The organism is Streptomyces sp. BR1, from assembly GCF_052373795.1.
Classification (GTDB): domain Bacteria; phylum Actinomycetota; class Actinomycetes; order Streptomycetales; family Streptomycetaceae; genus Streptomyces.
The window spans coordinates 6,129,222-6,149,125 of the sequence record NZ_CM126252.1 but is presented as its reverse complement, the minus strand read 5'-3'; the positions used below and the strand labels follow the sequence as shown (position 1 = coordinate 6,149,125).

Here is a 19,904-nt window from a genome sequence, read left to right as displayed (position 1 = left end):
CGCGTGACGCGCCCCCATCCGGTTACGCCGGCTTCTTGAACATCCGCGTCGCGGTGATCTCGCCGTGCACGGTCTCCCCGGCCGGGTCCTGCTGCGGCAGGCCCGGCCGCAGGTGTTCCTCGACGCTGATGTACTTCAGCCCGGCCCGCAGGTCCGCGTCATTGCGGAGCCGGATGACCAGCGGGAACTCCGCGAGCGCCGTGGTGTCGAACAGGCCCGTGGTGTACAGCAGCTGGACGCCGAGCGCGTCCGACACGGCCCGCTGGAGCTCCAGGAGATACGTGGCGTTGGCGCGGCCGATCGGGTTGTCGAGGAAGAGCGTGCCCGCGTGGCGGTGCTTGTCGCGGCCCCGGTCGTTGCTGCGCAGCGCGGCCATCGTGCAGTACAGCGCGATCGCGGCGGTGAGCAGCTGCCCGCCGGAGAACACATCGCCCATCTGCCCGACGGGGACGCGCTCGGCCCGCAGCACCGCGTCGGGCTTGAGGATCTCCACGGCGATGCCACGCGGTTCGAGCGCGGCCTGAACTCCGCGCAGCAGCAGGGACATTCCGTCCCGGCGCAGGTCGGAGTTCTTCTTGACGGCCGCGCGGGTCGCCTCGTCGATGACCTCGCCGAGGCGTTCGGTGAGCGTCGCCTGGTCGGGCTCGTCGAAGCGGATCCGCAGGAACTCCTGGCCGGACCACTCGCCAAGGCCCTCCGGCAGCTGCGAGAGCCGCTGGGCCGAGCGCAGGGTCGTCAGCGCCGACTCGACGAGCCCGCGCAGGCGGTCCACGATCGAGTCCCGGTTGCGCTCCAGCTGCGCCAACTCGTCGGTGAGGACGCGCAGTCGGGGCGCGAAGGCCGCCGCCCACGCCGCCGCATGCTCGGGCAGCGCGGCCGCGGGCAGCTCCCGGATCTGCTGGCGGGCGGGGGTGCGCACCTGCTCGTACCGGGTGGCGTTGGCATGACGTACGAGCACGTCCGAGGCTTCGCGGACGGCGGCCTCGGCACCCGACAGATCGGCGGCGCAGCCGCGCAGCGAGCGGCGGGCCTCGGCCGCCGACTGACGGGCCTCGGCGAGGTCGCCCGGGAACAGCTCGGGCGTCTGCTCCTCCTCGTCCTGCTGGTGGTCGCGGAGCAGATCGCGCAGAAGCGCTGCCGTCTCGTCGAAGCCGCCCGCCGCGTCCTCGGCGGCCCGGTGGGACGCCAGGAGCTCGGCGTGCGCGGCGCGCGAGGTCTCCAACGCTTCGGTGCGCGCGGCCAGTTCACCGGTCGCGGTGCGCAGCAGGGCCTGCGCCTGCTCGGCGTCGCCGGGCACCTGGTCCTCGGGCAGCTCAGTGTGCGCCTCGCCGTCCTCGGGGGCCAGCCGCTCGGCCTCGCCGCGCAGCCGCCCCAGCTGCTCGCTCGCCGTGGACGCACGCGTCTCAAGCAGCTGTACGAGGGATTCGGCGCGGGCCGCGGCCGCCTGGCGGGACGGGCCGTCGGCGCCGTCCGTGCCCTCCAGGAGCTGGGCGGCGCGGGTGCGGACCTTGTTGGTGAGCCGGTCGAGCTCGGCGAGCGCCGCGCTCTCGTCGCTCTCCGCGCGCGCCTGCTCGGCGCGCAGATCGGCGCCGACGCCGACCTTCTCGTACAGCTGAGAGGCCGCGCGGTAGGCCTCGCGCAGGGCGGGCAGCGCGGCCTTGGGGGCGTCGCCGTCCGGCTCCGGCAGGTTCTCCGGCGCGCCCGCGATCTCGGCACGCTCGGCCCGCAGCGCGCGGGCGGTGCGGTGGGCGTCGTCGGCGGCGCGCTGGGCGGCGCGGCGGTCCTCGTCGGCGGCCCGGGCCCGGTCGAGCGAGGTCTGGGCGCGGGCCTCGGACTCGGCCGCCTCATCGGCGAGTTCGCGCAGCTTGGCCTGCCAGCCGGCGCGCTCGCGCAGCCGGAAGGCGAGCCCGGCGAGCGCGTCGGCGGCGCGCCGCGCGCGCTGGGCCGCGTCCTGGCGCTCGTCGCGCACCTTGGCCGCGTCGGCGGCGGCCTCGTCGGCCTCCGCCCGTGCCGTACGGGCCTCGGCGAGCTCGGCGGCCGCTGCCGTGGCGGCCTCGCGGGCCGTCCGCGCGGCCGTGGCCAGCTCGGCGAGCATCCCGGGCGGGCAGTCGGCGCGCCACGACCCGATGCGCGCGGCGAGCCCCCGGTCGCCCGCCAGACGCGCGGCGAGCGTACGGATCTCCTCGTCACGCGCGCCCGCGCGGGCGCGCAGCGCCTGCCGCTCCTCGTCGGCGGCGTGCTCGTCGTGCATGGCCGGGTTCGGCGGTACGAGGAAGACGCCGCTCTCCTCGCCCTCGCCGCCCTGACGCGGTACGGGGGCGAGCAACGCGGCGGCGGTGCCGACGGCGACGGCGGAGCGGGGCAGCAGCGCGGCTCCGGCCAGCACCTCACGGGCCCGTACGTGCGAGGCGGGATCGGTGATGACCACACCGTCGACGAGCTCGGGCCGGGCCGCGAGCACGGAGGCGTGGTCGGCGGGGTCGACGGCCTGGGCGAGATAGCGCCAGCCGGGCAGCGCCGGAATGCCGTGCTCGCCCAGGTACTCGACGGTGGCGAGCACATCGGGGCCGGGCGGCAGCAGTCCGCCGTCGCCGAGCGCGCCCAGGATGCGCGAATCGTCGGCGGCGGCGGTCCGCAGCTCGAAGAGCTGCCGCTCGGCCGAGGTGATGTTCTGGTCGAGCAGCTGGCGCAGGTCGTCGGCCTGACGGTCCAACTCTTCGGCGCTCAGCGGGGTTTCGCGGGGGCCCGACAGGGGAACCGTGTCGGCGCCCTGCACGGCCGCGCGGACGGCGTCGGCCGCGTACATCGTTCCCTGGCGCGGCAGCGGAACGCCCGCCACCGGCGCCGACGGCAGGCCGAGGAGCTCGGCGAGGCGTTCGTCGGCGGCGATCGACTCGGCGGCGCGGTGCTCGGCGTCGTACGCGTTCCCGGCGGCCTCGGCCGCGTCCTCGGCGCGGGCGGCGGCCAGTTCGGCGCGGGCCTCGGTGGCGGTCGCCTCGCGCGCATGGTCGGCGGTGGCGCGGGCGCGCTCGCGGGCCGTGTCCCAGGCCGCGACCGCGGTCTTCTCGGCGTCGCTGGCGGCGAGGGCCGCCCTGGCCGGGTCGGCGTCCGGCGCGCTGTCGTCCAGCCAGCCCGCCCGGACCGCCTCGGCCGTCTCCTGCTCGACCTCGGCGAGGCGCTGGCGCAGATGCCCGGCCTCGCTGCGGGCGCGCTGGGCCTCGGTGGCGGCGGCCGTGGCATCGCGGTGGGCGGCCTCGCTCGCCTCCTGGAGGGCCGCGGAGCGCTCCTCCTCCTCGGCCGCGACGCGCTCGCCGTCCTCGGCTGCCGTGTGCAGCGCCCGTACGAGATCGGCGGCGGCGGTGGCGCGGGCGGCGAGCGCCGGGGCGGCGTCGCGCTCGGCCTCGCGGATCGCGACGGCCACGCGCGCGGAGCGGTCGGCGGCCGCCTTGTGCCGCAGCACCGCCTCGGCGGCCTGCCAGGCCGAGTGCAGCGTACGGGCGTCGGCCAGCTCGCGGCGCTGCGCGGTGGCGGCCTTCTCGGCCACCGCGAGCGCCAACGAGGCGTGCCGGTAGGCGAGTTCGGAGGCGATCAGGGCGCTGCGGCCGCGCGCCTGCTCGGCCTCGGTGACGGTGTGCGCGGCGGCGGTGACCCGGTTCGCGAGGTCACCGGCGCGGCCGCGCTCCTCGGCGGCGCGCGCGGAGAGGCGGCGCGCCAGCGTACGGGTGCGGCGTTCGGAGGCGGCGTGGATCTCGCGCGTACGGGAGCGGGTCTCGGCGGCCTCCACGATCCGGGTCAGCAGATCGACGGAACCGGCCGTGAAGTCGCGCTCGGCGGTGAGCTCGGCGCGGCGGCCCAGCTTGTTGCCGAAGCCGCTGACCAGGTCGGCGAGGCCGTCCGTGTCGCGGGTGTCGGTGACGGCGCGCAGCAGCAGGTCGGTGAAGTCGGAGTCCTTCTTGACCGCGAAGAGACCGGCCGCCTCGCCCTCGTCGGCGTTCATCTCGCGCTGGTAGCGGAAGAGTTCGGGGTCCAGGCCCAGGTCGCCCAGGTGCTCGTTCCAGCGGTCGTGGATCTCCTCCCAGACCACGTCGAGGTGCGGATACGCCTTGCCCGCCTCGGTGACCGCGTCGCGGAAGCCCTTCATGGTGCGGCGCCTGCCCTGGGCGCCGGACGCGCCCTCGACGGGCGGGCGGACGGCGGAGGACTCGGCGACCGGCAGCGAGTCGAGGCTGAGCCCCGGTCCCGGCCGGAACGAGTACCAGGCCTCGGCGAACTTGCGCGGGTCGTTGGAGACCTGGCGCCCGCGCCACTCGCTCACCTTGCCGACCACGACCAGCTCACCGGTGAGCGTGTGCTGCCATTCCAGGGCGACATGGCCGCAGTCGTCGGCGAGCAGGAACTTGCGCAGCACGCCGGAGCTTGCGCCGCCGAGGGTGTTGCGGTGGCCGGGCAGCATCACCGAGAAGATCAGCTTGAGCAGGACGGACTTGCCGCCGCCGTTCTCCAGGAAGAGCACGCCGGCGGGCGCGGGGCGGCGCGGCGGGCCGACCGGCTCGTCCTCGAAGAACTCCGCCTGCGTCGGCGCCGGCTGGGGCACGGGCGCGCCCACACCGCGCAGGTCCAGCACGGTGTCGGCGTAACGCGCACCGGCGGGACCGATGGAGTAGAGGCGGACCCGGGACAGCTCGTACATGGCGGACTCTCGTAGATGTGGCGGGTGGAGTGGGGGTGCGGTGCCGGTCAGGCGTGGAACGGGAGCCCGGCGTCGGCGGCCAGTTCCAGGTCGTCGGCGTCGGGCGGCGGCAGCAGGGTGGCGCTGCCGTCGCTGACCGCGACGACGCCGAGCTCCAGGAGCTCGGTGAGCGCGGCGCTGCCCGCCATGTCGCGGACCTGGAGCTGATAGCGCGCGGTCGTACGGTACGCGCCGCCCGCGTCGTCGCCGGTCCGCTGGAGGAAGCCGGAGTCGGTGAGGAACGCGACGGCCTTGGCGACGATGCCGGTGGTCGATCCTGCGAGGCGCCGGGCGTCCTTGGTGGCGCCGGTGGAGCTGCGCCGGGCGTAGATCCGCCAGGCGGCCTCAAGACCCGGGGCGTCGGTCTCGGGGTCGGTGTTCTCGCCCTGCTCCTCGGCGCGCTCTTCGAGCCGGCGGCAGGCCTGCCGTACGAACGCGTCCACGCCGTTGACCGTGATCCGCCCGATGTAGCCGTCGTCGGCCAGGTCCTCGGGGCGGGGGAAGGCCATGGCGGCGACCGCGAGGTGGGCGAGGCCGTGCAGGAAGCGGTCCGCGGCGTCGGTGGCGGCGCGGCGGGCGTAGTCGCCCATGCGGACGGCGAAGACGGAGTCCTCGGCGGCGGTCACGGCCATGCCGGCGCGGGGGGAGACTTCGAGGACGACGAGGCCGAGGCCGGCGGCGACCGCGTCCGCGAGTCTGGCGAACGCCGGGTCCTCGCGGTGTCTGCGCAGCAGTTCGGCGTACTCGGCGTCGCGGGCGGGGAGGAGCTTGGGCTGGAGCCCGAACGCGACGAGCCGGGCGGCGTCGGCGGCGTCCGCCGGGGTGATCCGCCGCTCCCCGGCGTCCCCGGGCACGTCGACGCCACCCTCGCCCGCCTCGGGCTCACGCTCGGCGTGCTGGTCGATCACTGGGGGTCTCCTTGGTACGGGTGGTACGACGTGCTGGCGCCTGCGGCGGGCGTTTTCCCCACCCCGCCCCTTCCCGAAAGCTCTGGGCGAACGGCCGGGTTCTTCGGCTGCGGGTTCTTCGACTGCGGACCGGTGGGGGCTGGTCGCGCAGTTCCCCGCGCCCCTGGGTATTGAGGGGCGCGGGGCTGTGACATTTGCGGCTCCGCCGCGTGGGCACGAGCAACCCAGCACGATCCGCAGACAAACGAGCTCCGGGGCGCAGCCCCACTGCCCACCCACCCCAGCCGGGGTCGGGGGCGGAGCCCCGAGGCGGGGTGCAGGGGCCGCAGGCCCCGCGAAAGGGGTCCGGGGGCGAAGCCCCCGGGAACGCCCCTCCGTTCCCCTTCCCCCCCACCGACCCCCGGAGGGTTCAGGGAAGGGGTGGGGTGGGGAAAACTCACGCTGCCTCCCTCGCCGCCGCCATGCCCGCCGCGTCGAGACGGGCCATTCCCACGATCAGGTCCGCCCCGCCGAACTCCGGGTCGTCCAGCTGCGTGCCGTCGTCCACTGCGAACAGCAGGCGCTCCTCGCCCTGGCGGTACGCCGTGCCCACCGGCGGGCTCGCCGCGTGGACCGCGAGCAGGGCGACCAGGTAGGGCAGGTCGGGGTCCAGACCGCGCGCCTCGGCCAGCAGGCCCGAGAGGCGGCGCGGCGCGTCGTGCTCCAGGTCGAGCAGCTCCATCGCCGCCGCCAGCTGCTCCTCGCTGAAGCGGCTGTCGTCGGGCGTGGCGATCAGATCGGGCTCCGGCATCTCCGCACCCAGGTGCTCCCGCTCTATCGGCGGCGTGAGGAGTATGTCGACGAGGTCGGCCACCCGCACCGAGACCGGCGTGCGCAACCCCGTCCCGTACGCGAAGAACGCGTCCGTCACCCGCGTCGCGGACTCGACCGGCAGCGGCAGCAGCGGGGCGACCAGCTGCCCGTACAGGTCGAGGCCCGAACGCGCGGCCGGGCGCGCGAACGCCTGGCGGTCCTGCTCGGCACGGAACAGCGGCCCGGCCTCAAGGAGGCGCGACTGGAGCTGCGTATGGCGCCGGATGCAGTCCTTGACGATGTCGACGAGCTCGGCGGCCCGCCGCTTGTTCTCGGGCTCCTCCGCCTCGTCCCGCGCCTTGCGGATGTTGGTGAGGATCGCGTTCTCATGCCGGTAGCGGTCGGCGACGTGGTCAAGCGCTTCGGCGATCATGTCCGGGACCGCGTTCAGCCAGTCGACCGCGCGGACGTTGCGCCGGGTCGCCTCCAGAGTGCGGCGCAGCGTCTCCGCGTACTGCACGGTCCGGTAGCGCGCCTGCTCGGCGGCGAGCTGCGCGTCCGCGAGGCGACCGCGGCTGATCAGCACCTCCAGCTTCACCTCGGCGGCGATCTGGGCGCTGGTCACATCGGTGTCGAGCGCGCCCACCAGCACATTGACGGCCTCGTCCGTCGTGCGGAGGTAGACGCTGCCCCCGTAGCCGGGGACCTCCTCGATCAGCTTGAAGTCGTAGTCCCGGCGCACATACGCGCCGTCCTGGCCGAACGTCCCGTACACCGCGCGGAAGCCGCGGTCCACGCTGCCGACGTTGATCAGGTTCTCCAGGACCCAGCGCGCCACCCGCTCGTGCTCGGCGGCGGGGCGGCCGGGGGCCTGGGCCGCGACGCGCGGGATCAGCCTGGCCACTATCTGCTCGTGGTCGGCGCCCGTGTCGAAGTCCATGTTCAGCGTGACGAGGTCGATCGAGGCGAGCGCGACCTCCGCCATCGCGTACACCGAGAACTCACCCGCGAGGTTCGCCTTGCGCACGTCCAGGTCGTGCAGCGGCGCGGTGCAGGCGAGCGCGCGCAGCCTGCGCGCCAGCCCCTCGTCGGCGGCCGGGCCCGGTGCGGGGCGCGGCCCCGCGCTGAGCTGGGGCGGAACGGGTTCCGTCGAGGCAGGCGAAGTCACGCTGCACAGATTAGGTCCTCGCACTGACAACGGTCGAAACGGCGCAGATACGACCGCCCGGCGGCGCCCCGACCACCTGCCCGGCGGCCCCTCCCACCACCTGCCCGCCGCCTAATCCCCGTCCGTCACCAACCCCGCGTACGCCTCCACCAACTGCCGCCGGGAGTCGTCGAGATAGTCGGCGAGCAACCGGACCGCCCCCGTCCGCTCCCCCGCCCGCAGCGCTTCCAGAATCTCCCGATTACGTACGAGATAGGGCTGATGGAGCCGTTTCGGGTCGTCCACCACATGGAAGGCGAGCCGCAGTTCGGCCAGGACTCCGCGCATCAGCTCGTCCGTGCGCGCGCTGCCCGCGAGGCCGACCAGTTCGCGATGGAAGTGGATGTTGGCGGTGGAGACGCCCTTCCAGTCGTGCGCCCGGGACGCCCGCTCCCCGCTCGCCACCGCCGCCGCCAGCGCGTCGAGCGCGTACGGGGGGCGGCCGAGGCCCTGCACGACCGCGCACTCGACCAGCCGTCTGGTGCGGTAGATGTCCTCGACGTCGTCGACGGCCAGGATCCGTACGAACACCCCGCGGTTGAGCTCATGGACGAGCAGCCGCTCATGGGTCAGCAGCCGGAACGCCTCGCGCAAGGTGTTGCGCGAGACGCCGAGGGCCTTGCCGATGGCGTCCTCCGCGAGGCGTTCGCCCGGCGGGAAGTAGCCCTCGGCGATACGGCTGCGCAGGATGTCCGCGACCCGCTCGGCCGTACTGGTGCGGCCGAGCAGCGGGCGGTCCGCCGCCAGCCCGCCGACCTCGGAGTCCGTCGTTGCCACGGCATCCTCACTCCCTCGCCGGCCTCCCGGCGACACGCGGCCTCCATCGTAGAAGGCGGGCACGGAAGGCAGAACGTCTCGACATGAGTCTTGTCGGATTGTTCAACGATCCTCTAACTTGGGCGTCACCGCACACACCCGCCCGCTCTCGACCGCACCCTCCCCCCTCTCCTGCGAGGTGCAGATGAGCACGACCCAGGCACAGCCGAAACAGGGTGAACTCCCCGACAGCACCGGCCCGTTCGGATGGCTGCGGGCGCTCGGCCCACGTGGCCGCCGCGCCTTCGGCGGCGCGTTCGGCGGCTACGCCCTCGACTCCTACGACTACTTCACGCTGCCGCTGAGCATGGTCGCGATCGGCGCGTACTTCGGCCTCGACCACGGCCAGACCGGACTGCTCACCACGGTGACGCTGGTGGTCTCGGCGGTGGGCGGCGCGCTGGCGGGCATCCTCGCCGACCGGATCGGCCGGGTGAAGGCCCTGATGATCACGGTGATCACCTACGCCGTGTTCACCGTCGCCTGCGGCTTCGCGCCCTCGTACGAGACGCTGATGGTCTTCCGCGCCCTCCAGGGCTTCGGGTTCGGCGGCGAGTGGGCGGTCGGCGCGATCCTGGTCGCCGAGTACGCCTCGGCCAAGGAGCGCGGCCGTACCCTCGGCGCCGTGCAGAGCGCCTGGGCGGCGGGCTGGGCGCTCGCGGTCATCGTCTACACGCTGGTCTTCCACTACCTGGATGCGGACATCGCCTGGCGCGTGATGTTCTGGACGGGCGCGCTGCCCGCCCTTCTGGTGATCTACATCCGGCGCAGCGTCACCGACGCCCCCGAGGCCTCCGAGAAGCGCGCCGCCAGCACCGAACGCGGCTCCTTCACCGCCATCTTCAAGAAGGACCTGCTGCGCACCACGCTCTTCGCGACGCTGCTCTCGACCGGCGTCCAGGGCGGCTACTACACGCTGGCCACCTGGGTGCCGACCTATCTGAAGAGCGACCGGGGGCTCACGGTCGTCGGCACCGGCGGCTATCTGTCGTTCCTGATCTCCGGCGCCTTCCTCGGCTATCTCACCGGCGGTGTGCTCTCCGACCGGCTCGGCCGCAAGCGCAACATCCAGCTCTTCGCGGTGCTCTCGGCGATCTGCATTCTGGTATACACGCACATCCCGTCCGGCGCGAACACCCTCCTCCTGGTGCTCGGCTTCCCGCTCGGCTTCTGTATGTCCGCGATCTTCAGCGGCTTCGGCTCGTTCCTGAGCGAGCTCTACCCGACGGCGGTACGCGGCACCGGCCAGGGCTTCACGTACAACAGCGGCCGGGCCGTGGGCGCGTTCCTGCCCACCTTCGTGGGCTACCTCTCCGACAGCTGGGGCGTGGGCGGCGCGCTGGCCTTCGGCGCGATCGGCTACGCGATCGCCGTGGTGGCCCTGTTCGGACTGCCCGAGACCCGTGGACGGGAGCTGGCATGACCGCCGCCGAGCCTTTGACGCCTTCCGCCGCCCACGCGCGCGTGGAGTCGCCCGCGTCCCACGCGCGCGTGGAGACCGCTCCCGACCCCTCCACCGTCACCCCGCGCGACGCGCGCGCGTACTTCCGTACGGGGCTCGGCGGACCGACCTCCGGTTGGGCGCCCGGCTACGCCCAGGCGAACCTGATCGCCGTACCGGCCGACTGGGCCGAGGACGTCCGGCTGTTCTGCGCACGCAACCCGCAGCCCTGCCCGGTCCTCGACGTCGTCGAGGCGGGCGGCTGGACGACGCCGCTCGCCGAGGGCGCCGACCTCCGTACCGATCTGCCGCGCTACCGCGTGTGGGAGGACGGCGAACTGGTCGCGGAGCCCACCGACGCGCGTGCGTTCTGGCGGGACGACCTGGTCAGCTTTCTGATCGGGTGCAGCTTCACCTTCGAGTCCCAACTCGCCGCCGAGGGCGTGCCGTTGCGCCATGTCGAGCAGGGGAGCAACGTCTCGATGTACGTCACCAACCGCCCCTGCCGACCCGCCGGGCGGCTCAGCGGGCCCCTGGTGGTCTCGATGCGGCCCGTTCCCGCGCGCCTTGTGGACACGGCTCGCCGGGTCAGCCGGGCGATGCCCGCGGTGCACGGCGCGCCCGTGCACGCCGGGAATCCGGCGGGGCTCGGCATCGCGGATCTGTCCCGGCCGGACTTCGGCGATCCGGTACGCGCGGAGCCCGGGGACGTGCCGGTGTTCTGGGCCTGCGGGGTGACCCCGCAGGCCGCCGTGATGGCCTCCCGGCCGCCCTTCGCCCTCACCCACGCACCGGGCCGGATGTTCCTCACCGACGTCCCGGACAGCCGGTACCGCACGGGCTGAACCCCACGTAACCCCTTGCAGACTTGCCGAACAGGAGACACCCCCGACCATGACCTCGGCGCCGATCGACCTCAACGCCGACCTCGGTGAAGGCTTCGGCCGCTGGCGGCTGACCGATGACGAGCAGTTGCTGTCCGTCGTCACCAGCGCCAATGTGGCCTGCGGCTTCCACGCGGGCGACGCGGTCACCATGCGGCGCGTCTGCGCACTCGCCGCCGAGCGCGGGGTGCGGATCGGCGCACAGGTCTCGTACCGCGATCTGGCCGGGTTCGGGCGGCGGGCGATGGATGTGCCGCCGGACGAACTGGCCGCCGAAGTCGCCTACCAGATCGGCGCGTTGGAGGTCTTCGCGCGGGCGGCCGGGAGCCGGGTGGCGTATGTGAAGCCGCACGGCGCGCTCTACAACCGTGTCGTCCACGACGAGGAGCAGGCGGCGGCCGTCGTCGAGGGGGTGCGCCTTGCGGGCGAGAAGCTGCCCGTCCTCGGGCTGCCGGGCTCCCGGCTGCTCGCGCTGGCCGCGGAGGCTCAACTTCCGGTGGTCTCCGAGGCGTTCGCGGACCGGGCGTACACCGCGCACGGCACGCTCGTGCCGCGCGGGGGCGACGGCGCGGTCGTCAGCGACCCGGACGCGGTGGTCGAGCGGTCCGTCGCCATGGCCCGGTCCGGGACGGTCCTCGCCCGGAGCGGCGAGACGGTCGCGGTACGCGCGCGTTCGCTCTGTCTGCACGGCGACACCCCGGGCGCGGTCGGCCTCGCGCGACGCGTGCGTGAACGTCTTGAGGGCGCGGGCGTGCGCGTGGAGGCGTTCGCATGAGTGCGGCACCACGGCTGCGGACGCTGCCGGTCGGCGACCGCGCGCTGCTCGTCGAGCTCGACAGCGGCGAGGAGGCCGAGGCGTTCCACGCCGAGCTGCTGCGCCGCCGCGCCGCCGGAACGCTGCCGCCCGTACGGGAGATCGTCCCGGCGGCCCGCACGGTCCTGCTCGACGGCCTGGAGGACCCGGGGCGCCTCGCGGCCCTGCTGCCCGGCTGGGAGATCCCGCGGCCGCGTACGGACGTCGGCGCGGCCGTGGAGATCCCGGTCCGCTACGACGGCCCCGATCTGGCCGACGTAGCGGCCCTGTGGGGCGTCTCGTCGGAGGCGGCCGTACGGATCCACAGCGCGGCCGAGTTCCGGGTGGCGTTCTGCGGGTTCGCGCCCGGCTTCGGCTATCTGACGGGGCTCCCGGAGCGGTACGCGGTGCCGCGCCGGGCCACCCCGCGCACCGCCGTCCCGGCGGGCTCGGTGGCGCTGGCGGGCCCGTACACGGGTGTCTACCCGCGCTCCTCGCCCGGCGGCTGGCAGCTCGTGGGCAGCACGGACGCCGTGCTCTGGGACCCGGCCGCCGAGCCCGCCGCGCTTCTCTCGCCCGGCACCCGGGTGCGCTTCGTCCCGCTGGAGCGGCCGTGACGGACCGGGCGCTGGGTGTCGTACGGGCCGGGGCGCTCACCTGCGTCCAGGACGAGGGGCGGTACGGCTACGCGCACCTCGGGGTGCCGCGTTCGGGGGCGCTCGACCTGCCCGCGAGCCGCCTCGCCAACCGTCTGGCCGGGAACCCGCCGGACGCCGCCGTCCTGGAGACCACCCTCAACGGCTGTGCGGTGCGCCCGCGTTGTGACGTCACGGTCGCGGTGACGGGGGCACCCTGCCCGGTCACCGTCGACGGGCGGCCGGTGCCGTGGGGCGCGGCGGTGCGCGTACCGGCGGGGGCCGTGCTCGATGTGGGTCCGGCCGTTCGCGGTGTGCGCTCCTATGTGGCGTTCTGCGGCGGGATCGAGGTCGAGCCCGTCCTCGGCAGCCGCTCCACCGATCTGCTCTCGGGGCTCGGCCCGGCGCCGCTCGCGTACGGCCAGGTACTGCCGCTGGGCCGCCTTGTCGGCCACTACGCGCGCGTGGACGCCGCGCCCGCCCCGGGGCCGCCGTCCGAGCTGGTGCTGCGAACGCTGCCCGGCCCGCGTCTGGACTGGTTCACTCCGGACGCCCTCGCCACGCTCGCCACCGGCCGCTACCGCGTCTCGTCGGCGAGCAACCGCATCGGCCTGCGCACCGAGGGACCGGCGCTGCGGCGTGCGGTCCACGGTGAGCTGCCCAGCGAGGGCATGGTGTGGGGCGCGGTCCAAGTGCCGCCGGACGGGCGGCCGGTGGTGTTCCTGGCCGACCATCCGACGACCGGCGGCTATCCGGTGCTGGGCGTGGTGGCCGGGCCGGATCTCGCCGCCGCCGCGCAGGCCGCGCCGGGCACACCGGTGCGGTTCGTGCCCGTGCGCCGCTCTGCGGTACGGGGCCGTCAGGAGCCGTAGCCGCCGCCCCCGGGAGTGCGGACGACCAGGACGTCGTCGGGGCCGACCTCCACCGTGTCCACCCCGCCCAGCTCCTCTGTGCGGCCGTCCGCGCGCTCCACCAGGTTGGCGCCGCGCTCCCCCGGCCCGCCGCCCGCCATGCCGTACGGCGGGACGCGGCGGTGTCCGGTCAGCAGGGCGACCGTCATCGGCTCCAGGAAGCGGATCCTGCGCTCCACGCCGCAGCCGCCCGTCCACCGGCCCCGGCCGCCGCTTCCCTCGCGTACACGGAACGCGTCGACGCGGACCGGATAGCGCCATTCGAGGATCTCGGGGTCGGTGAGGCGCGAATTGGTCATATGGGTCTGTACGGCGTCCGCGCCGTCGAATCCGTCGCCCGCGCCGGAGCCGCTGGCCACCGTCTCGTAGTACTGCACCCGGTCGTTGCCGAAGGTGATGTTGTTCATCGTGCCCGAGCCCTCGGCCTGGATCCCGAGCGCCGCGTACAGGGCGCCCGTTACGGCCTGCGAGGTCTCCACGTTCCCGGCGACGGTCGCCGCCGGGTGCACGGGCGCCAGCATCGAGCCCTCGGGCACCCGCACGTCCAGCGGCTTCAGACAGCCGCTGTTGAGCGGGATGTCGTCGTCGACCAGCGTCCTGAAGACGTACAGGACCGCCGCCGTCACCACCGACTTGGGCGCGTTGAAGTTGCCGGGCTGCTGGGGCGAGGTGCCGTCGAAGTCCAGTACGGCGCTGCGGCTCTCGCGGTCCACGGTGACCGCGACCTTGATGACCGCGCCGCTGTCCGTCTCGTACGCGTACGAGCCGTCTTCGAGCTCGGCGACGATCCGCCGCACGGACTCCTCGGCATTGCGCTGCACATGGCCCATGTAAGCGCGGACGACGTCGAGCCCGAACTCCTCGGTCATGCGCCGCAGTTCGGCGATGCCCTTCTCGTTGGCGGCGATCTGGGCACGCAGATCGGCGAGGTTGGTGTCGGGGTCGCGCGAGGGGTGGGCGGCGCCGGTCAGCAGCTCCCGCGTCTCGGCCTCGCGCAGGCGCCCGTCCCGGACGAGCAGCCAGTTGTCGAAGAGCACGCCCTCCTCGTCGACGGTACGGCTGAAGGCGGGCATGGAGCCGGGGGTGATGCCGCCGATCTCGGCGTGGTGGCCGCGCGAGGCGACCAGGAACCGCAGCTCCTCGGCCTCGAAGACCGGGGTCACCACGGTGACATCGGGCAGATGGGTGCCGCCGTGGTACGGGTCGTTGATCGCATACACATCGCCCGGCCGCATGGCGCCCTCGTTGCGGCGCAGCACCTCCTTGATGGAGTCGCCCATCGACCCCAAGTGGACCGGAATGTGGGGGGCGTTGGCGATCAGATTGCCCTCGGCGTCGAAGAGCGCGCAGGAGAAGTCGAGGCGTTCCTTGATGTTGACGGAGTGGGCGGTGTTCTCCAGGCGTACGCCCATCTGCTCGGCGATCGCCATGAAGAGGTTGTTGAAGACCTCCAGCATCACCGGGTCGACGTCCGTGCCGACGGCGGTGCGTCCCGGGCGCGGGCGCACCCGGGTGAGCAGCAGATGGCCGAGCTCGCCGACGGTGGCCCGCCAGCCGTCGTCGACCACGGTGGTGGCGTCGGCCTCGGCGAGGATCGCGGGGCCGTCCACGGCGTCGCCGGGCCGCAGGTCCGCGCGCCGGTGCAGCGGGGTCGGGCGCCACTCGCCCGCGACGAACATGTCGACGTGCGCGGGCGGCCCGGCGGCGCCCTCGCGCGCGTAGGCGTCGGCCTCATGGGCGCCGTGCGGTCCGGCGACGCCGACGGCCTCCACCGACACCGCCTCGACGACCAACGGTTTGTCCATGGTGAAGGCGTACCGCGCATGGTGGTCGCGCTCGAACGCCTCCTTCATGGCGGGTGCCTCGTCCAGCGCGACCGGCAGGCTCGCGTCCGTCCCGGCGTAGCGCAGCAGTACGCGCGCGTGGGTGGTGATCGCGTCGTCGGGGATGCTGTCGGCGCGCAGCTCGGCCCGGGTGCGCGCGGCCAGTTCGTCGCAGAGCTCGTGGACGCGATCGGCGGCCGCCTCGTCCAGCGGCGCCTCGACGGACTGCTCGCGCATCGCCGTGGCGTCGGCCAGTCCGATGCCGTACGCGGACAGGACACCGGCCAGCGGCGGTACGAGGACGGTGTCGATGGACAGCGCGTCGGCGACCCCGCACGCGTGCTGGCCGCCCGCGCCGCCGAAGCTGGTCAGCGCGTAGCGGGTGACGTCGTGGCCGCGCTGTACGGAGATCTTCTTGACCGCGTTCGCCATGTTCAGGACGGCGATCTCCAGGAATCCGGCGGCGACCTCCTCCGGTGTTCGGCCGCCGATCCTCTCAGCGAGCGCGCCGAACCGTTCCCGCACCACCTCCGCGTCCAGCCGCTGGCCCCCGTCGGGACCGAACACCGCCGGGAAATGGGCGGGTTGGACGCGGCCGAGCATCACATTGGCGTCGGTGACGGTGAGCGGGCCGCCGCGCCGGTAGCAGGCGGGGCCGGGGACCGCGCCCGCCGAGTCGGGGCCGACCCGCAGCCGCTGGCCGTCGAAGTGCAGCACCGAGCCGCCGCCGGCCGCGACAGTGTGGATGTTCATCATCGGGGCGCGCATCCGCACCCCGGCGACCTGGGTGCCGAACTCGCGCTCGAACTCGCCCGCGTAGTGCGACACATCAGTGGAGGTGCCGCCCATGTCGAAGCCGATCACGCGCGCGTGGCCGGCCTGCCCGGACGTACGCGCCATGCCGACCACGCCTCCCGCTGGTCCGGAGAGCACGGCGTCCTTGCCCCGGAAGTGCGCGGCCTCCCGCAGCCCTCCGTTGGACTGCATGAACATCAGCCGTACGCCGTCGAGTTCCTTGGCCACCTCGTCGACATAGCGACGCAGGATCGGCGAGAGATAGGCGTCGACCACGGTGGTGTCGCCGCGCGGCACCAGTTTGATCAGCGGGCTCACCTCGTGCGAGCAGCTGACCTGGGTGAAGCCGAGCGCGCGGGCGGCCTCGGCGACGGCCTCCTCGTGGGCGGGGTGGCGGTAGCCGTGCATCAGGACGACGGCGGCGCTGCGAAAGCCCTCCGCGTGGGCGGCGCGCAGCCGTTCGGTGACGTCCGCGAGGTCGAGCGGGCGCACGGTCCGCCCCTGCGCGTCCACCCGCTCGGCCACCTCGACGACCCGCTCGTACACCGCCTCCGGCAGCACGATGTGCCGCTCGAACAGGCGCGGGCGGTTCTGGTACGCGATCCGCAGCGCGTCCCGGAAGCCCTCGGTGACGACCAGGACGGTGGGCTCGCCGCGCCGCTCCAGAAGGGCGTTGGTGGCGACGGTGGTGCCCATCTTGACCACGGAGATCCGCTCGGCCGGGACCGGGTCGTCGTGGCCCACGCCGAGCAGCAGCCTGATCCCGGCGACGGCCGCGTCCCGGTAGCGCTCCGGGTCGTGGGAGAGGAGCTTGCGGCTGACCAGGCGCCCGTCGGGCCGTCTGCCCACCACGTCGGTGAAGGTGCCGCCACGGTCGATCCAGAACTCCCAGCGCCCTGTCATCCCCCCATTCTGGCAAGGGGGACGGCTCCCGGGGGCTCTGGCGCGCGGTCCTGCCGGGCGCACGCGACGGTGGCGAGGGCCGCGGACAGCGCTTCGGCGGCGCGCGCGTCGAGGTGTGCGCCGGTGCCGCGTGCGGCGTGGCGCAGCTCGGCCCCGGCCAGGCCCAGGAGTTCGGGCAGCAGATCCGTGGAGCGCCGGGCCAGCCAGGCCGTCCCGGCCGTGGCCAGCCACAGCAGCGAGGCGGAGGTGCCGGGCGGCGGGCGGTCCGGCTCGGCCGAGGGCGGCCCGCCGGGTGCGACCCCGCGCTCGGCGAGCAGGGCGTGGCAGCGGACCGCGATCAGCCGGTGGCCGCGCTCGCCCGGGTGCAGCCGGTCCGCGCCCCACAGCGAGCGGTCGGCGACCCAGGCGTGCTCGGCCAGATGCAGATGCGCGGCCCCGTACCGCGCGGAGAGCGCGTGCACCACGGCGTTGACGGCCCGCTGGCGGCGGGCCAGCGGGCGGGCGAGCGGCCCGGGCAGCGCGAGCATCGCGCCCGGGTCGGGCAGACAGGCCGTGAGCAGCACGGCACCCTGCGTGGTGAGGTCGCCGTACACCGCGTCGAGCCGGGCGGCGATGCGGTGGATGTCGAAGGACCGGCGCAGGGTGTCGTTGACGCCGACCATGACGGACGCCAGGTCGGGCGCGAACTCCCGCGCGCGTGGCGCCTGTTCCGCCGCCACGTCCCGGGTGAGCGCCCCGCTGACGGCGAAGTTCCGGAACTCGCACCCGTCCCCGGCGAGCAGCGCGGCCCATCCGCGCCACCCGCCGGGGACGGGGTCGCCGACGCCCTCGGTGAGCGAGTCCCCGAGCGCCGCGAACCGCAGGGGGCGTACGGCGGGCACGGCGACGGACGGCTGGGCCGCGTGTACGGCTGTCACGCCGCCACACCCGGCGGCCGAACCGGAACAACCCGCTCCACGCAAGCCCGCGCCACAAGCGCCCGCGCCCCCACCACCGCGTCATGCGCCCCCAGGAACGCCGCCACCGACGCCTCCCACCCGAAGAGTTCCGCACGCGCGCGTGCCGCCGCCCGGCGGGCGCCCTCCGGACGGGCCAGCACCTCCAGGACGGCCTCGGCGAACGCCGCCCCCGTGTCGGCCGCGGCCTCGCCCGCCGCCCCCACCACCTCGGGCAGCGCCGAGGACCGGCTGCACACCACCGGCGTCCCGCCCGCCAGCGCCTCCAGGGCGGCCAGACCGAACGTTTCGGCAGGGCCGGGCGCCAGACACACATCGGCCGCCGACTGCAGATCGGCGAGCCGCGCCCGGTCGCGTACATGCCCCAGGAACTCCACCGGCAGCCCCTCGGCCCGCGCCCGCCGCTCCAGACCGCCCGCCAGCGGCCCGTCCCCGGCCACCACAAGGGCCGCCCGCACACCTCGGCGACGCAGCTCGGCGAGGGCGTCCAAAGCGGTGCCGGGCCGCTTCTCGACCGAGAGGCGCGAACAGAGCACCAGCAGGACGCGCTCCCCGCGCGCGTAGCGCTCGCGCAGCGCGAGCGAGCGCCGCCCGGGCCGACAGCGCACCAGGTCGACGCCGAGCGGCGCCCGCACCACATTGCCCGCGCCGATCCGCGCGAACTCGCGACCGGCCCACTCGGTGGTGCACACGATCCGCGAATAGGCCCAGGCGGAGCGCCTGTTGAGCCGGTCGGCGGCGCCGCGCGCGACCGCCTCCGAAACACCCCAGGTCCGCAGCACGCCTTCCGCCGTCTCGTGCGAGACCATCACCGACGGCACCCGCGCCCGCCGCGCCCACTCGCCGGTCCAGCGCAGCGTCGTACGATCCGACACCTCGATCCGGTCGGGCGCCAGCGCCTCCAGGACGCGCCTCACCCGGCGACGGTCGGCGAGCACCCGGTAGCCGCCGGTGCCGGGCAGCACCACACCCGGCAGGGTGATCACCCGTCCCTGGTCGGTGAGTTCGTCGCGCGCGTGGGCGCCGGGCACGATCAGCACGGGTTCATGACCGGCGGCGAGATAGCCCCGGCCGAGCTCGTGCAGCGCCGTGCGCAGCCCGCCCGACGCGGGCGTCACGAAGTTCGCCAGGCGGACGATCCGCAGCCCGCTCATGCCGCCACCGCCGTACGGTCGCACAGCACATCGGCGTAGTGGTCGAGCAGTTGGTCGCCGACGGCCGCCCAGGTGCGGCCCGCCACCGCCGCACGGCCGGCCCGTCCGTACGCGCCACGCACCTCGGGATCGGCAAGGCGCAGCACGGCGTCGCGGAGCGCGTCCGCGTCGCGGGGTGCGACGAGCAGCCCGGTGCGCCCGTGTTCCACCAGGTCGAGCGGCCCGCCGGCCGCCGGGGCGATCACCGCGACCCCGCTCGCCATGGCCTCCTGCACGGTCTGGCAGAACGTCTCGTACGGGCCGGTGTGCGCGAAGACGTCCAGCGAGGCGAAGACGCGGGCGAGTTCGTCGCCGGTGCGCCGGCCCAGGAACAGCGCCCCGGGCAGTGCGCCGCGCAGCGCCGCCGCGCTCGGCCCGTCGCCGGTGACGATCACGCGTACCCCGGGCAGCCGGCAGACCCCGGCGAGCAGTTCGACGTGCTTCTCGGCCGCGAGCCGGCCCACGTATCCGACGATCAGCTCGCCGCCGGGCGCGAGTTCACGGCGCAGTGCCTCGTCGCGCAGCTCTGGCCGGAATCTTTCGGTGTCGACGCCGCGCGGCCACAGCCGGACCCGCTGCACGCCGTGGTCGGCCAGATCGCGGGCGGCGGCCGTGGAAGGGGCGAGGGTGCGGTCGGCGGCGCCGTGGACGGCCCGCAGCCGCCGCCAGGCGGTGTTCTCGCCGGTGCCCATGTACGTACGGGCGTAGCCGGCCAGGTCGGTCTGGTAGACGGCGACGGCGGGTACCCCGAGCCGGGTCGCCGCCGCCATCCCGCGCACCCCGAGCACGAACGGGCTTGCCAGATGGACGAGTTCGGCCCGGTGCGCGGCGATCGCGGCCGCCACCCGGCGGCTCGGCAGAGCCACCCTGACCTGCGGATATCCGGGCAGCGGCAGGGAGGGGACGCGGATGACGGGACAGGGGGCGGCGCTGTCGTCCCCGGCCGCGACGGCCGGGGCTATGACGAGCGGTTCATGACCGCGGGCGGCGAGGTGCCGGGCGGTCTGCAGGGCGCAGTGGGCGACGCCGTTGACATCGGGCGGGAAGGATTCGGTGACGATGACGACACGCATACCCGTGTTTTCGTCGGCGCCGGGGTGGCCCCGCCGTCTTCGATC

13 protein-coding genes are annotated in these 19,904 nt (G+C 74.6%); 5 read left to right on the top strand and 8 right to left on the bottom strand.

Annotation, left to right across the window (positions count from 1 at the left end; translation table 11 throughout):
• Positions 1-22: 22 nt before the first annotated feature.
• The 4 genes from ACT1U9_RS26990 to ACT1U9_RS26975 form a co-directional block, all read right to left on the bottom strand.
• Positions 23-4,690: a hypothetical protein gene (locus ACT1U9_RS26990; RefSeq protein WP_444535208.1), complete on the bottom strand. Its 4,668-nt coding sequence runs from the start codon at positions 4,688-4,690 to the stop codon at positions 23-25.
• A 47-nt stretch (positions 4,691-4,737) separates the two neighbouring features.
• Positions 4,738-5,583: a hypothetical protein gene (locus ACT1U9_RS26985; RefSeq protein ID WP_444539261.1), complete on the bottom strand. Its 846-nt coding sequence runs from the start codon at positions 5,581-5,583 to the stop codon at positions 4,738-4,740.
• Positions 5,584-6,073: 490 nt separating this feature from the next.
• Positions 6,074-7,597 carry a hypothetical protein gene (locus ACT1U9_RS26980; RefSeq protein WP_444535207.1) on the bottom strand — a complete coding sequence of 508 codons (1,524 nt, stop codon included), beginning with the start codon at positions 7,595-7,597 and terminating at the stop codon, positions 6,074-6,076.
• 111 nt (positions 7,598-7,708) lie between these two features.
• Positions 7,709-8,413, bottom strand: coding sequence for a GntR family transcriptional regulator (locus ACT1U9_RS26975; RefSeq protein ID WP_444535206.1), 705 nt, complete (start codon positions 8,411-8,413; stop codon positions 7,709-7,711).
• 184 nt (positions 8,414-8,597) lie between these two features.
• On the opposite strand from ACT1U9_RS26975, the gene ACT1U9_RS26970 reads away from it, so the two are divergent.
• The 5 genes from ACT1U9_RS26970 to ACT1U9_RS26950 are packed head-to-tail and all read left to right on the top strand — an operon-like array spanning position 8,598 to position 13,077.
• Positions 8,598-9,875, top strand: a complete 1,278-nt coding sequence (locus tag ACT1U9_RS26970) for an MFS transporter (protein ID WP_444535205.1) — start codon at positions 8,598-8,600, stop codon at positions 9,873-9,875.
• Positions 9,872-10,738, top strand: a complete 867-nt coding sequence (locus ACT1U9_RS26965; protein ID WP_444535204.1) for a putative hydro-lyase — start codon at positions 9,872-9,874, stop codon at positions 10,736-10,738. Before ACT1U9_RS26970 ends, ACT1U9_RS26965 begins: the two co-directional genes overlap by 4 nt.
• A gap of 49 nt (positions 10,739-10,787) precedes the next feature.
• The gene (locus ACT1U9_RS26960) at positions 10,788-11,552 is read left to right on the top strand and encodes a LamB/YcsF family protein (RefSeq protein WP_444535203.1); all 765 of its coding nucleotides are present in this window, start codon (positions 10,788-10,790) and stop codon (positions 11,550-11,552) included.
• Positions 11,549-12,187, top strand: coding sequence for a 5-oxoprolinase subunit PxpB (gene pxpB, locus ACT1U9_RS26955; RefSeq protein ID WP_444535202.1), 639 nt, complete (start codon positions 11,549-11,551; stop codon positions 12,185-12,187). The genes ACT1U9_RS26960 and pxpB overlap by 4 nt, the downstream gene beginning before the upstream one ends.
• On the top strand, positions 12,184-13,077 hold the full coding sequence (locus tag ACT1U9_RS26950; protein ID WP_444535201.1) for a biotin-dependent carboxyltransferase family protein: 894 nt from the start codon (positions 12,184-12,186) through the stop codon (positions 13,075-13,077). The genes pxpB and ACT1U9_RS26950 overlap by 4 nt, the downstream gene beginning before the upstream one ends.
• On the opposite strand, the gene ACT1U9_RS26945 is transcribed toward ACT1U9_RS26950, so the two are convergent.
• The 4 genes from ACT1U9_RS26945 to ACT1U9_RS26930 are packed head-to-tail and all read right to left on the bottom strand — an operon-like array spanning position 13,065 to position 19,859.
• Positions 13,065-16,637 (bottom strand): hydantoinase B/oxoprolinase family protein, encoded by a 3,573-nt coding sequence (locus ACT1U9_RS26945; RefSeq protein ID WP_444535200.1) that lies wholly within the window; start codon positions 16,635-16,637, stop codon positions 13,065-13,067. The genes ACT1U9_RS26950 and ACT1U9_RS26945 overlap by 13 nt on opposite strands.
• Positions 16,634-17,554, bottom strand: coding sequence for an SGNH/GDSL hydrolase family protein (locus ACT1U9_RS26940; RefSeq protein ID WP_444535199.1), 921 nt, complete (start codon positions 17,552-17,554; stop codon positions 16,634-16,636). The genes ACT1U9_RS26945 and ACT1U9_RS26940 overlap by 4 nt, the downstream gene beginning before the upstream one ends.
• Positions 17,551-18,747 (bottom strand): glycosyltransferase, encoded by a 1,197-nt coding sequence (locus ACT1U9_RS26935; protein ID WP_444535198.1) that lies wholly within the window; start codon positions 18,745-18,747, stop codon positions 17,551-17,553. Before ACT1U9_RS26935 ends, ACT1U9_RS26940 begins: the two co-directional genes overlap by 4 nt.
• Entirely contained in the window at positions 18,744-19,859 is a 1,116-nt protein-coding gene (locus tag ACT1U9_RS26930; protein WP_444535197.1) for a glycosyltransferase family 4 protein, read from the bottom strand. Before ACT1U9_RS26930 ends, ACT1U9_RS26935 begins: the two co-directional genes overlap by 4 nt.
• Between the last annotated feature and the right edge of the window lie 45 nt (positions 19,860-19,904).